Below are 13,036 nucleotides of genomic sequence, written 5' to 3' on the forward strand. Positions count from 1 at the left end.
ATTCGTCTTCCCCAAAAGAAAAGTAGTTTAATTATAAGATATGAAGAAATTTGAACTCTAATATATTTACAATGAATGAAAATAATAGAGAATTAAAATCAATTTTTAAAGAGACATTTAATATAAAGACAAATGATATTTATTTATCATTGATAGTTTTTTTATATATTGTAATAAGCAATTTATTGTCGGAGATTAATTTAAAAGTTCTATCCATAGTTTTTATAATTCAACTTTTTCTTTTATTACTTGAAAACTATATAACAATCTCTGTTTATTCAGGAATAAAAAAAATTATCAAAAACCAAATTATTATATCCAAAGATATTTTTATTGATGGTCTTTATTTTTTTTTAAGAGTCCTTCTTTATAAAATTTTTGTATGTATTTCATTTGCTCTTCTTTTTGCTATTGCTTTCGGAATTATTGAAGTTATTAAAAAAATACCTGTTGTTAATGCTGCGATTTTAACCATTATAACCCTTTTATGGCTTTCTATTCCTGTTTATTATATCCTTTTGACTTTTTTTGCTCCTTTTGTTATAATCCTTGAAGACAGACCTGTTTTTGATTCAATGAAAATAAGTTTTAATTTTGTAAAAGAAAATTTAGATACCTTTGTCATTATAACTTTTTTATTTGGGATTTTGTGGAGTATTTGTATTTTATTTTTTAAGAAGTATAATAATTTAAAAGGAATTGAAATTTTCTTCTTCTACATTTTTGGTTTGCTGGAAATTTTGACAATTAAAACATTTATGATTTTGTATAATAAAATAAAGGTAGTTTAAGAGGGATTTCATCCTTCTCCCCGATGGGGAGAAGGCGGGGATGAGGGGGATTGTAAAGAAGAAATCCATCCCCTCGGGCGTAGTCCTAAGGATCCATAGCCAAAAGCGAGGACCCAACGGGCGAGCCCACCTTCCTTTTTAAAAGGAAGGAGTAAAAAACATCTCCCCTCTTTGTAAAGAGGGGTGGGGGGAGATTTTTTCTTCTCCTTTGGGGGAGAAGGTTGATACTCGCCCGTATGGGTTATGCCCGAGGGGCGAGGGGAATTTTTAAAGTAAAAATATAAATATGAACAAATCCACTGAATACTTATAAAAAAAGGAAAAGAAAAATGGAACAAATGTTTGAAATAAGATGGCATGGAAGAGGAGGACAGGGTGCAAAAACAGCCGCTTTACTTTTTGGAGAAGCAGCGGTCTCAACAGGAAAATATATTCAGGCATTTCCTGAATATGGTCCTGAAAGAATGGGCGCTCCTGTATCTTCTTTTAATAGGATAAGTTCATCACCAATAAGAATCCATTCAGGAATTGAAAATCCAGATGTTGTGGTTGTTCTTGATGTAAGTTTAATTGAACAGGTAAATATTCTTGATGGCTTAGACCCCGAAAAAGGAATTTTGATAGTGAACACCTCTGAAAAACCAGAGGAAATTAAAAAAAGATTAAATTTTAATGGAAATGTCTATACTATTGATGCTACAAAAATATCAATTGAAACAATTGGAAGAGATATTCCCAATACTCCAATGATGGGTGCTCTCGTAAAAGTTACAGGGATTCTTGATATTAAGGAATTGCTTGAAGATACAAAGAAAAAATTAGAAGTAAAATTCAGACATAAACCAGAAGTTATTGAAGGAAATTTAAAAGCAATTGAAAGAGCATATAATGAAGTAGTCGGTATTGGTAGTGTCAAAAAATAGATGAAAAAAAGATGAAATCCCCCCTCACCTTAATCCTCTCCCCAGTGGGGAGAGGCTCGCCCGTAGGGTTCCTCGCTTTTGGCTATGGATCCCTCTGGACTACGCCTGAGGGGTAGGAGTGAGGGAGTAATAAGCAGATAACAAAAATTTTGGCAGTACCTTGGTATTTAAAAGGAGAGAGAAAAATGGCTGAAAAAAACATTGGATGGAAAGAATTAAAAGAAGGAGATGTATTAGAAGGAGCAACATCTCTTAAATTTAAAACAGGAAATTGGAGAATATTAAAACCATGCCATATTCCAGAAAAATGTATTCATTGTTTATTTTGCTGGATATCCTGTCCAGAAGGAGCAATTATTGTTGATAAGGAAAATGGTAAATTTGTTGGTTTTAATTATGATTATTGTAAGGGATGCGGTATATGTTCCTATGAGTGTCCAAAAGAAGCAATTGAAATGAAAATGGAGGAAAAATGAAAAAATCGTTAAAGTTGACATTTCTTATTTTAATACTTTCTGGATGGATTGCCTTTGGAATTCAGTATATTGTTTTCCAACAAAAAACAAAAAATTATGAGGATAAAATATCTCAACTAAATTCAGAAATAAATTCATACAAAATGGTCTCAGGTGATATAAAAAAAAGTTCAGAAGCAATTAATAAAATTATTGACCAACTTACAAACTTAAAACAGAATTTAGAAAATTTACAAAAAAACCTTGACAAACCAGAATAAAAATGTTATTGTTAAAATAAATTTGACAAAATAAAAAGTTGTGATATAAAATATACTTGACAAAATAAAAAATATGTTGTATAAATAAAGTGAAAGAGAGAATCCATCCCTGCGGTGAGGGTTTTTTCAAAGGAAGGAAAAAACTTCTCACCTTTGACAAACCGACAAAAGAGGGGATTTGATAAAATCCATCCCTCGGGCGTAGTCCGAAGGATCCATAGCCAAAAGCGAGGACCCTACGGGCGAGCCAACCTTCCTTTTTCAAAGGAAGGAGTAACTTCTCCCTTTATAAAACCGACTAAGGAAGCAAAGGGTAGCAGGGCAGAGTTGGTGCGTTATCGTCTCTCAGATAGCACAACGGAGATTAAGAGGGATTTCATCCTTATCCCCAGTCTCTGTCCAACGAGCATTTTGGCGGAGGGGATTGAGGGGGATTTAAGAAAGTAAGCAAAGGAAAAACACCTTCACTTTTTCTCTTTTCACAAAGGGAGAGAATAAAAGTGAGGGGAAAAAAATAAAGAAAAAAGGAGGTGAAAAAAAATGAAAAAATGCAGAAAAGGATTTACATTGATTGAATTGCTGGTAGTAATTGCGATAATAGCGATTTTAGCAGCAATGTTACTGCCAGCATTAGCAAGAGCAAGAGAACAGGCAAGGAGAGGTGTTTGTATAAGCAACTTAAAACAAATAGGACTTGCTATTAAAATGTATGCACAGGACTATGATGAGAATTGCCCTGGTTATGATTATAATGGAGCATTTGATAATGATGACTGTGGTCCAGGACAATCACTTTCTCTTTTAGTTCCAAAATATGCAAAAGATACAGGGATATTTGTTTGTCCATCTTCTTCTGATACAAAAGCACCATGGTGGATTGATATGGATAGAGGAGTTATAGAAGGAAATTATGGAACTTTAACAGCAACAGCGGCTAACTTACCTCTTTTTGGTCAACATCTTTCCTATGCTTATGCACCTGGATTAAATGAACAAAGTAGAAATGAAAGTGTTCTCTGTGCTGATGAAATTGCATACTTTGGTACAAGTAATACAGTGGTAGGTGATGGTGGAGCATGGACAGACGCAACTAATATCCGATGTCAGACAGCTGATAATCACGGGATTGATGGTATAAATGTTTTATATGTAGATGGACATGTGGCATGGGTTCCAACTTATAAGGATGGTACTGTTTATAAATTACCAGTACCTAAAATTGGTGGAGGACAGATTGTAGCAGATGTAAGTGGTGGTACTGACTATGAACAAATTAGGAACCCGGTCAATGGTGCTGATGAAAATACACCACCTACTACACAACCATTCTAAGTTAGTTGTAATTGTTATTTGAAAAATTATATAAAAAGGAGGTGAAAAAAAATGAAAAAGAGAAAAGGATTTACATTAATTGAATTGCTGGTAGTAATTGCGATTATAGCGATTTTAGCAGCAATGTTACTGCCAGCATTAGCAAGAGCAAGAGAACAAGCAAGAAGGTCTGTCTGTATATCTAACTTGAAACAAATAGGGCTTGCATTGAGAATGTATAGCCAGGATTACAGAGAATTTTTCCCTATTACATCAGCAGGTACAGGACAGACAGTTCCGGGTTGTTTAGGACTTCTTTATCCAAACTATGTCTCTGCTCAAAAAACATTTGTATGCCCATCAGACCTCTCCCATGTGACTGTTGGCCTTGCTACTGAAGAATCAAACCAGGGAATAAGTAATGTACTGGTTTATGTTCCTGGAACCACTGGAAATGCTGATGACAATGGGTGTTCTTATGCTTATGCTCTCTGGTGTTCAGAAGCAGTTGATATAGATACAGTCCTTGTGGTTGATAAAGCTGTTCCTACTAGTGGTACTCCTGCTCCTGGAACCGCCCCTGGTACTGACTGGAGTTATACTGCTTTAAAGTCAGGAGCGGCAACAACATCAGGTGGAGCGAGTGCAACACCGGTAGGACTTCTTAACCACAAAAATGATGGTGTAAACGCATGCTATGTTGATGGGCATGTATCATGGATTCCAGTTGGTAAAGCAACAAAAAATGATATGTTCCCCAATGTTGATAATGCTGGTGGTACTCAGGCAAGGGTAAGGAATCCTTATTAATCAAAGAAAACCAAAAGAAGCCCCCGCTTTTTGCGGGGGCTTCTTTTTTTTTATCCTGCCATAATTTCAACCAAAGCCCTTGTTTTTAAAGAAAATAAAATACCCCTAACCCCTACCCTCAATGGCTATTATCCTTTACCTACAAGTTTCCCCTTTGAAATGGTTAAGATAAAAGAACATGGTTCTTGAAACAATAAAAGCGAGACATATATGCCCCTCTTTATAAAAGAGGGGCAAGGGGAGATTTTAATAAATCCATCCCTACCCTTCCTTTACAAAGGAAGGAGTTAATCTCTTCCCCCTTTTTCAAAGGGGGTTAGGGGGATTTGGGGATTTTCAGATAGCACAACGGGAGATAGAGGGGAGATTTCATCCTTCTCCCCGCTGGGGAGAAGGTGGGGATGAGGGGGATTGTAAAGAAGAAATCCACCCCCTGCCCTCTCCTCCACTAAAACATTGGCGGTCATCCTTTTTTAAAGGAGGGAGAGTATTTTCCCCCTTTAACAATACGACTAAAGAGGGTAGGATTAGCAAGATAGAGTTGGTGCGTCATCTCCCCCTTTTATTAAAGCCTGTCCGACGCGCATTTTGGCGGAGAGATGAAGAATGTTCCCCTCTTTATAAAAGAGGGGCAAGGGGAGATTTTAATAAATCCATCCCTACCTTCCCTTGGAAAGGGAAGGAGTTAAAATTCCCCCTTTTGTAAAGGGGGATGGAGGAGGATTTTGTGCTTTATCAGTAAAGTTCATTTTACTTTTACCAAATTATTATAAATGTCTATTTTTCTTAAAGGTATTTGTGGAATTATTTTTCAAACAATTCTTTTAAGAGAGTTTTTTTGTAGTTTCTTTGGTAGTGAATTTTCCTTTGTTATTGTCCTTTTCTTCTGGATGGCTGGTTGTGGAATTGGTAGTTTCTTATTCAAAAAAGTTAAAAATTATTCTTCTCCTTTTAATTTTTTAACAATTTTTGAAAATGTTTTTTTTATTCTCTCAATTTTCCTTTTAAGAACTTTAAGACATATTTCTCAAATACAGTTTTTTCTACCATTTATTATATCCTCATTTTTTATTGTTTTTTTATCCGGACTCTTTGAAGGAAGCCGTTTTGTTCTTCTTTCTTCTCTTTTTAAAGAAGAGAAAAGTAGCGGTAAAGTTTATGGATTAGAGGGATTAGGGGCGTTGGTTGGTGGAATTATAATTTATTTCTTCTTCTTTTTAAATTCTAATCCATTTTTTGTTCTTTCTATAATATCTATTGTTAATCTTTTTACTTTTATCAGACCTAAAAAATTCTCTTATTTTTTACTTCTTCCTTTCTTACTTATTCTTTTTTATTCCAATGTTCTTGAAAACATTTCATTAAATTTTAAGTGGAAACCATTTGAAATTGCCAACTCATTTTATACTCCATATCAAAATATTGAAATAGTTAAAAAGGATAAAGAAATTGTCCTTTCAACAAATGGAATACCTGAAATTTCAAATCAACCAGATATTTATTCTTTAAAAAATATAGTTTTCTTTTCAATATGTTTTCTTGATAAATTAGAAAATGTCCTTGTTGTGTCAAATCCAGAAATAATTGATGAAATTGAAAAATATAAACCAAAAAATATTTATTATGTTGATGTAGATAGCAAAAAAATAGAAATTATTAAAAAAAATTTCTTGAAAAAAAATTATAAAAACTTGATATTTATAAATTCACAATTAGACCCTTTTATAAAAAAAACAGACCTGAATTTTGATGTTATTTTCCTTGGAGAGACATTTCCTTTGAACTTTTATCAAAATACTCGGTTTACTTCTTCTTTTGTTTCTCATCTATCAAAAAAAACAAAAATTGTTTCTTTATTGCTGCCAGGTAACTATGAATATGCTGGAAAAGATATTTCACAAATTCATTCAATTGTCTATAATACATTTAAAAAACATTTTGAATATTCAAAATTTATTTTTACATATCCTTTCATTTCTATATTTTCAAATGTACAATTAAACCAAGTTAATAAAAATTTTATTTATGATAATGATTTTTTCAACCCATCATATATAAAATACACTTTAAGTCATGAAAAAGAAAAACAATATATAAGGAAAAATATAATAAAAACAAATGAAAATACAATTAACAATCAATTCCTCCTCTTGATTTCAGTTTCCAACTTCCTTTCTCTTTCTAACAAGAAAATTGGCAATTTCTTTTTTAATTACTTTAAAATTATTTCAGAGAATAAAAATATTTTGTATTTTCTTCTTTTTTTCATTTTTATATTATTTTTACTCATTTCAAGAAAAAATGTTGGTTCAAAAATTGTTTTTACAAATGGATTTGTATCTTTTGGATTTGAATCACTTTTAATTATTATTACTCAGGTAATTTTTGGTTATGTCTATTCAAAAATTTCAACTTTAACTGCTTTATTTATGGGAGGCATTTCAATAGGGTCCATTATTTCAATGAATTTCTTAAAAAAAGAAAACATATTTTATATTGAGACATTTGTTCTTTCTTTTTATATTCTTTCATTTATTACAATTTATTTTCTAAGAACAATTTCATTTCCTTTTTTACTTGGTATGATTTTTATTTCTGGTTTTTTTGTTGGTCTTGAATTTGGGCTTATTTCTTTTCTTGATAAATCCCAATTTGTAGATAAAACAGGAAAATTATATGCTTTTGATTTGCTTGGTGGTTCTTTATCTTCTGTTGTTATACCATTTTTAATTCTACCTACATTTGGTCTTTATCTTTCTTTTATAATATTTCCTGTTGTTAAAATAGCCAACTTCCTTTCTCTAAGGAAAAATTCAAGGTACAATGAATAACAAAGACACAAGGTAGAAAGTAGCAAAGGTACAAAGTAAAATACTTTGTCATCTTATACTTCTTTAGGAGTTATCCCTTACCCATAAGTCCTCCTTTACAAAAGGAGGGAGATGAAAGAACAGAGTGAATTTTGAAAAAGATATTCTAAACTTTATTGTATTATCTGAAAAGTGATAAAGTAAAGAGAAAGGTAGTAATTTTCTATTTTATAAAAGAAAATAGGCTCAAAGGAAATCCCTTTACCCAAGAGGATTTTAGAAGATGTGGGTAAGGGATATCTTCAGGAGAAGAAAGGAAAAAAGGGGAAGGAGAGAAGAGATGATAAGAGAAAAGAGAATAAAACATAATATTTTCCCATTGTTGAAAAAATTAGAGGAAGAAATTAAAAGTGATGAAGATGTAATATTCTTTTATTTATTTGGGTCATATGGTAAAAATAAAATTTCTCCTTTAAGCGATATTGATTTTGCTTTTTATTTAAAAGAAGGCATTGATTATTTTGATAAAAAAGAAGAACTAATTGAAATAATAAATACTGTCCTAAAAACGGATGAAGTGGATGTCGTTATATTAAATGAAATTTCCCCATCTTTCTTTAAGGAAATTTTGAAAACAAGAAAAATTATTTTGAGTAAAGATGCAAATAAAAGGATTGAGTTTGAGTTAAGAAAATTAAGAGAATTTTTTGATACAGAGAAGTTAAGAAATTTTTCTGAACAAGCACTTATTAGAAGAATTAAGGAGAGGAAATATGGAATTGCCAATTCCAGTAAAAAATCGTCTTGAAAAATTAGAAGTTGCTTTGAATAAATTAGATAATTTAAGTAAAATTTCCTTATCAGAATTTCTAACTGACTGGAAATGTCAAGATAGTGCATGCAGAAATTTTCAGGTTGCAATTGAAATTTGTCTTGATATTGGAACTTTTTTACTATCAGAAAAAAATTTGCCTATTCCAGATACATATTCTTTAATTATTAAAGAATTAAGAGAAAATGGAATAATTGATAAAAATTTAGAAGAGGATATGAAAAAATTAATAAAGTTTAGAAATATCATAGTTCATGAATATTTATATATAGATTTAGAAAAAGTTTATAAAAATTTCTCTTATGTTGATACATTTAGAAAATTCGCTGATACAATAATAAAATATTTTCAAGTATAATTTTTAAATAAAAACTCTTCTACTTTTCTAACCGCCGGGGTTGAACACAATTGACAATTAGATAAAAGAAAAAGTAAAATATAAATATGAGAAAAGGGAAAATTATAAGAAAAACAAAAGAGACAGATATATTAATAGAAATAAATTTAGATGGCAATGGAAATTATGAAGTAAAAACAGATATTGGATTTTTATCTCATATGTTAGAATTATTTTCAAAATTTTCAGGAATAGATAGCAAAATAAAGGCAAAAGGAGATATTGAAGTTGATACTCATCACCTTGTTGAAGATGTTGGAATATGTTTAGGAGAAAGTATAAAACAAGCATTGGGAGATAAAAAGGGAATTAGAAGATTTGGGTTTTCTTCAATGCCAATGGATGAAACACTAGTGAATATATCAGTTGACATTTCAGGTAGACCTTTTCTTGTTTTTAATGTTCCTGATATTAGAAAAAAAGAGAGTGTTTTAGAAATTGAAGATATAAAGGAATTTTTCAATGGTTTTGTAAATCATTCAGGTATTACCCTTCATATAAATTTTGTTTATGGTAAAAATCTTCACCACATAAATGAAGCAATTTTTAAAGGCGTTGCCTTATCTTTAAAAGAAGCAATGAAAAAAGAAGGCAAAAGCACCCCATCTACAAAAGGAAGAATTGATTAAAATGGAAGAAAATAATTTACCAAATCCAAGAATTTCTGCCCTACTTTCTTTTGTTGTAAATGGGTTAGGACAGATTTATAATGGTGAAATAAGGAAGGGATTATACTTGATTTTCCTCTCTGCTTTTTCTCTTTTGATTTTTATAATTGGCTCTATCTTTTTGTTTTTCTTTTTATGGAATGGAATGACCCCTTTTTCATTTCTTGTCTGGGGAATTATATTATTTTTTATTGGTCTTATAGGAATAATTATTTTAGGAATATATAGTATTTCAGATGCATATAATACAGCAAAGAAAATGCACCAAAAAGGAACAGAGTAAAGGAAAAATCCCCCTACTCTTTTTTAATAAAATTGCGATTAGAAGAAAAAATTTGAAAGAGAAATTTAATTTTCCTCTTTTTTTCTTCTCTCCACTCCGCCACAAAGTTCGCTACAAAACATTGCGAATCCGACACTCTTTCCGCCAAAAATCGTGTCGGATTCGAAATTCTAGCCGAATTTGGCGGAATTGGCGGACAGGGACAGGGAAGATGCTCGCCCGTGGGCTATGCCCGAGGGGATGGATTTTCATTTATCTTTTATTAAATCCCTCTCTTTCTACCTTTAATAAAGGGAGACAACTACACTCCCTCCTTTTATAAAGGAGGGATGGGGTGGATTTAGAAATCGCCCTTAAAGTCCCCCTGCCCCGTTGTGCCTATTGAAATACATTACGGCACCAACTCTGTGTGCTAAACTTTGCTACTTTAGTCGGTTTTACAAAGGGGGAGATGACGCACCAACTCTGAGAAACAGAGTAAGCAACTTTAATTGGTTTGGTTAGAGGAAGAAATTAAACGGAGTTAATAAAAATGGAAAAAAATATAATTATTGGTGTTTGTGGTTCAATTTCTGCTTACAAAAGTTGTGAAATTGTAAGGGAATTTAAAAAAAGAAATTGGGAAGTTAAGGTAATTATGACAGAAAAAGCAACAAAATTCATTTCTCCATTAACTCTTGAAGTCCTTTCTAAAAATCAGGTCTATGTTGATATGTTTGACAGAAAAAATTATAAACAAGACCATATTTCTTTAAGCGAATTTGCAGATATTATTCTTGTTGCCCCTGCAACTGCAAATATAATTGGTAAAATTGCATCAGGTATATCTGATGACCTTCTTACCTGTACTATTTTTGCTTTTTCAGGTACTGTTATATTTGCACCTGGTATGAATGATAATATGTGGAAAAACAAAATTGTTGAAGAAAATGTTCAGAAATTAAAAAAGTATGGATATAAATTTATTGGTCCTGAAAAAGGAGAACTTGCTTCTGGGAAAGTTGGAATTGGACGACTTGCAGAAATAAAAAAAATAATTGAAATAACCGAAAATGAGTTTAAAAAACAAAATAATATAAATGAAGCAATATAATTTTAATTCAAATTTAGAAAAAGTTGCATTAGAAAAATTTGGTAAAAAAGAAAAATACCCATTTGAAAGAATTAAAATAATTGAAGTCCCAAATTTCTCATTATTGGGAAAAATTGTTGCATTAAGATTTATTGAGTGGCTACAATTAAATGAAGAAGGAGTTTTTTCTCTCCCCACAGGAAAAACACCTGAATATTTTATTGAATGGGCATCATATTACATAAATAACTGGAATAAAAAAGAGATAAAAGAAGAATTAAAGCAGTGGGGACTTTCTGAAAAAAAACCAAACTTAAAAAATTATTATTTTGTTCAAATTGATGAGTTCTATCCAATAAATTCTGAAAGAACAAATAGTTTCAATTATTATATAAAAAATTTCTATGTTAAAAAATTTTCTTTAAATCCAAAAAAAATAATCCTTATTGATACATGGAAAGTTGGTTGCTCTCCATATAAAAACTTATCATATATATTCCCGGATGAAAAAGTTGACCTTTCTTTAAGATATAGAAAACCAAAAACAGAACTTGAAAAACTACAACAAAAAGCAATATACCAGATGGATGGATTTGCTATGAAATATGAGGAGAAAATAGAGCAACTTGGTGGAATTGGATTTTTTCTTGGTGGAATTGGTCCTGATGGTCATATTGGTTTTAATATAAGAGGTTCTGACCATAATTCAACAACTCGTCTCTTAAACATAAATTATGAAACCGCAGCAGCAAGTTCTACCGACCTTGGAGGAATTGAAGTTGCGAGGGGAAAATGTGTAGTTACAATTGGACTAAAAACAATAACTCAAAATCCAACTACAACAGCAATAATAATGGCAGCGGGTGAAAGTAAAGCAAAAGTCGTAATGGATGCAGTGGAAAATCCACCTTCAATTTTATATCCTGCAACTTCCTTACAGAAACTGGCAGGAAGTAGATTTTATTTAACAAAAGGCGCTACATCTTTTTTAAAAGGAAGAAAAATTGATGAACTTGAAAATAAAAAATTAGAAAAAGAAGATATTGAAAAAATCATAATTGATATATCCAATAAAGAAAAAGTAAAAATTAGTAATTTAGATAAAAATGATTTTGAAGATGATATTTTCGGGAAAATTTTAATTAAGAAAAATATAAATATAAAAAAATCTTTAATTATAACTGAAAATGATATAAAAAGAAGCATAAAAAAGGGAACAGAAGTAATCAAAAATACAACATTTCTTCATACTTCCCCACATCATGATGATATAATGCTTGGATATCTTCCTTATATACTTCATCTTGTCCGAACTCCTTCAAATCAACATTTTTTTGCTACATTTACAAGTGGTTTTACTTCTGTTACAAATCATTATCTTTTGAGAAAAATTCAATTACTTGAAAAATATTTACAGGAAAATTTACTTTTTACTCTTTTAAAAGAGAAGGACTATTTTCAACCAGAAAATATAAATGCAAGAAATAGAGATGTATTTCAATATTTAGATGGAATAGCAGCAAATAGTAAAGAAATGATTGAAGAAGGTGAAAGCAGAAGGATGTTAAGAAATATTGTAGAAATAACAGGAAAATTGGATTTAGAAGAAATAAAAAGAAAAATAAAAAAATATAAAATATATTTAATAAATTCATATCCAGGCAAAAAAGATATTCCTGAAATACAGACATTAAAAGGAATGGTAAGAGAATGGGAAGAAGAACTTTTGTGGTCCCATTTAGGTTTTAACTGCAACCATATTTTTCATCTTCGTCTTCCATTTTATACAGGTGATATATTTACTCCTGAACCAGAATTCCCACAGGATGTAAAGCCGGTTATTAACCTATTAGAAAAATTAAATCCAGATATAATTACAGTTGCTTTAGACCCTGAAGGGACAGGTCCTGACACGCATTATAAGGTCTTACAGGTTGTTTATCAGGCAACAAAATATTATAAAGAAAAATATAACAAGAATTTTAAAATATGGGGTTATAGAAATATATGGTTTAAGTTTCATCCTTCTGAATGTAATATCTTTGTTCCTGTTTCTATGAACTCACTTGCTATTATGAAAATGGCTTTTGATATATGTTTTGGTTCACAAAAAGAAGCATCTTTCCCATCTTATGAATATGATGGTCCTTTTTCTGAACTTTCTCAGGAAATCATGGTAAATCAATACTCAAAAATAAAAACATGTCTTGGTAGGGATTATTTTTATTCAAACAAAGTTCCACGCCTAAGAGCAACAAGAGGATTTGTTTTCATAAAAGAGATGGAACCAGAAGAATTCTTTAAGAAAGCAATTGAACTCAAACGAATTATGGGCTTCTGACCCTCCTTTATATTGACTTTTAAGAAATGCAAGTTTAAAATTTATTATAAAAGTAACATAGT

Annotated in this window: 13 protein-coding genes; all 13 read left to right on the forward strand. The window is 30.9% G+C overall.

The genetic code is table 11. The annotated features are described in order from the left end of the window. The first annotated feature begins 71 nt into the window (after positions 1-71). Entirely contained in the window at positions 72-791 is a 720-nt protein-coding gene (locus PLW95_06280; GenBank protein HOV22269.1) for a hypothetical protein, read from the forward strand. 329 nt (positions 792-1,120) lie between these two features. Continuing rightward, complete coding sequence (locus tag PLW95_06285) at positions 1,121-1,714, forward strand: 2-oxoacid:acceptor oxidoreductase family protein (protein HOV22270.1); 594 nt, start codon at positions 1,121-1,123, stop codon at positions 1,712-1,714. Between the two features lie 185 nt (positions 1,715-1,899). Continuing rightward, positions 1,900-2,190, forward strand: a complete 291-nt coding sequence (locus PLW95_06290) for a 4Fe-4S binding protein (protein ID HOV22271.1) — start codon at positions 1,900-1,902, stop codon at positions 2,188-2,190. Further along, the gene (locus PLW95_06295) at positions 2,187-2,450 is read left to right on the forward strand and encodes a hypothetical protein (protein HOV22272.1); all 264 of its coding nucleotides are present in this window, start codon (positions 2,187-2,189) and stop codon (positions 2,448-2,450) included. The genes PLW95_06290 and PLW95_06295 overlap by 4 nt, the downstream gene beginning before the upstream one ends. A gap of 540 nt (positions 2,451-2,990) precedes the next feature. After that, positions 2,991-3,782 carry a prepilin-type N-terminal cleavage/methylation domain-containing protein gene (locus tag PLW95_06300; GenBank protein ID HOV22273.1) on the forward strand — a complete coding sequence of 264 codons (792 nt, stop codon included), beginning with the start codon at positions 2,991-2,993 and terminating at the stop codon, positions 3,780-3,782. A gap of 51 nt (positions 3,783-3,833) precedes the next feature. Next, a complete protein-coding gene (locus PLW95_06305; GenBank protein ID HOV22274.1) occupies positions 3,834-4,571 on the forward strand; it encodes a DUF1559 domain-containing protein in 738 nt (245 codons plus the stop codon). Positions 4,572-5,344: 773 nt separating this feature from the next. Further along, positions 5,345-7,402 carry a hypothetical protein gene (locus PLW95_06310; protein ID HOV22275.1) on the forward strand — a complete coding sequence of 686 codons (2,058 nt, stop codon included), beginning with the start codon at positions 5,345-5,347 and terminating at the stop codon, positions 7,400-7,402. A 319-nt stretch (positions 7,403-7,721) separates the two neighbouring features. Then, positions 7,722-8,189 (forward strand): nucleotidyltransferase domain-containing protein, encoded by a 468-nt coding sequence (locus PLW95_06315; GenBank protein ID HOV22276.1) that lies wholly within the window; start codon positions 7,722-7,724, stop codon positions 8,187-8,189. Next, positions 8,155-8,571, forward strand: a complete 417-nt coding sequence (locus PLW95_06320) for a DUF86 domain-containing protein (GenBank protein HOV22277.1) — start codon at positions 8,155-8,157, stop codon at positions 8,569-8,571. The genes PLW95_06315 and PLW95_06320 overlap by 35 nt, the downstream gene beginning before the upstream one ends. 86 nt (positions 8,572-8,657) lie before the next feature. After that, the gene (gene hisB, locus PLW95_06325; protein HOV22278.1) at positions 8,658-9,239 is read left to right on the forward strand and encodes an imidazoleglycerol-phosphate dehydratase HisB; all 582 of its coding nucleotides are present in this window, start codon (positions 8,658-8,660) and stop codon (positions 9,237-9,239) included. Between the two features lies 1 nt (position 9,240). After that, entirely contained in the window at positions 9,241-9,561 is a 321-nt protein-coding gene (locus PLW95_06330; protein HOV22279.1) for a hypothetical protein, read from the forward strand. A 532-nt stretch (positions 9,562-10,093) separates the two neighbouring features. Continuing rightward, positions 10,094-10,654 carry a flavoprotein gene (locus tag PLW95_06335; GenBank protein HOV22280.1) on the forward strand — a complete coding sequence of 187 codons (561 nt, stop codon included), beginning with the start codon at positions 10,094-10,096 and terminating at the stop codon, positions 10,652-10,654. Beyond that, on the forward strand, positions 10,641-12,974 hold the full coding sequence (locus tag PLW95_06340) for a glucosamine-6-phosphate deaminase (GenBank protein HOV22281.1): 2,334 nt from the start codon (positions 10,641-10,643) through the stop codon (positions 12,972-12,974). Before PLW95_06335 ends, PLW95_06340 begins: the two co-directional genes overlap by 14 nt. The last annotated feature ends 62 nt before the right edge of the window (positions 12,975-13,036 follow it).

This window comes from bacterium (genome assembly GCA_035370465.1).
GTDB lineage: Bacteria > Ratteibacteria > UBA8468 > B48-G9 > JAFGKM01 > JAGGVW01.

Excerpts from the sequence above, each read along its gene's own strand:
- PLW95_06280 (HOV22269.1), top strand. The coding sequence starts at position 72 with ATGAATGAAAATAATAGAGAATTAAAATCAATTTTTAAAGAGACATTT.
- PLW95_06285 (HOV22270.1), top strand. The coding sequence starts at position 1,121 with ATGGAACAAATGTTTGAAATAAGATGGCATGGAAGAGGAGGACAGGGT.
- PLW95_06290 (HOV22271.1), top strand. The coding sequence starts at position 1,900 with ATGGCTGAAAAAAACATTGGATGGAAAGAATTAAAAGAAGGAGATGTA.
- PLW95_06295 (HOV22272.1), top strand. The coding sequence starts at position 2,187 with ATGAAAAAATCGTTAAAGTTGACATTTCTTATTTTAATACTTTCTGGA.
- PLW95_06300 (HOV22273.1), top strand. The coding sequence starts at position 2,991 with ATGAAAAAATGCAGAAAAGGATTTACATTGATTGAATTGCTGGTAGTA.
- PLW95_06305 (HOV22274.1), top strand. The coding sequence starts at position 3,834 with ATGAAAAAGAGAAAAGGATTTACATTAATTGAATTGCTGGTAGTAATT.
- PLW95_06310 (HOV22275.1), top strand. The coding sequence starts at position 5,345 with ATGTCTATTTTTCTTAAAGGTATTTGTGGAATTATTTTTCAAACAATT.
- PLW95_06315 (HOV22276.1), top strand. The coding sequence starts at position 7,722 with ATGATAAGAGAAAAGAGAATAAAACATAATATTTTCCCATTGTTGAAA.
- PLW95_06320 (HOV22277.1), top strand. The coding sequence starts at position 8,155 with ATGGAATTGCCAATTCCAGTAAAAAATCGTCTTGAAAAATTAGAAGTT.
- hisB (HOV22278.1), top strand. The coding sequence starts at position 8,658 with ATGAGAAAAGGGAAAATTATAAGAAAAACAAAAGAGACAGATATATTA.
- PLW95_06330 (HOV22279.1), top strand. The coding sequence starts at position 9,241 with ATGGAAGAAAATAATTTACCAAATCCAAGAATTTCTGCCCTACTTTCT.
- PLW95_06335 (HOV22280.1), top strand. The coding sequence starts at position 10,094 with ATGGAAAAAAATATAATTATTGGTGTTTGTGGTTCAATTTCTGCTTAC.
- PLW95_06340 (HOV22281.1), top strand. The coding sequence starts at position 10,641 with ATGAAGCAATATAATTTTAATTCAAATTTAGAAAAAGTTGCATTAGAA.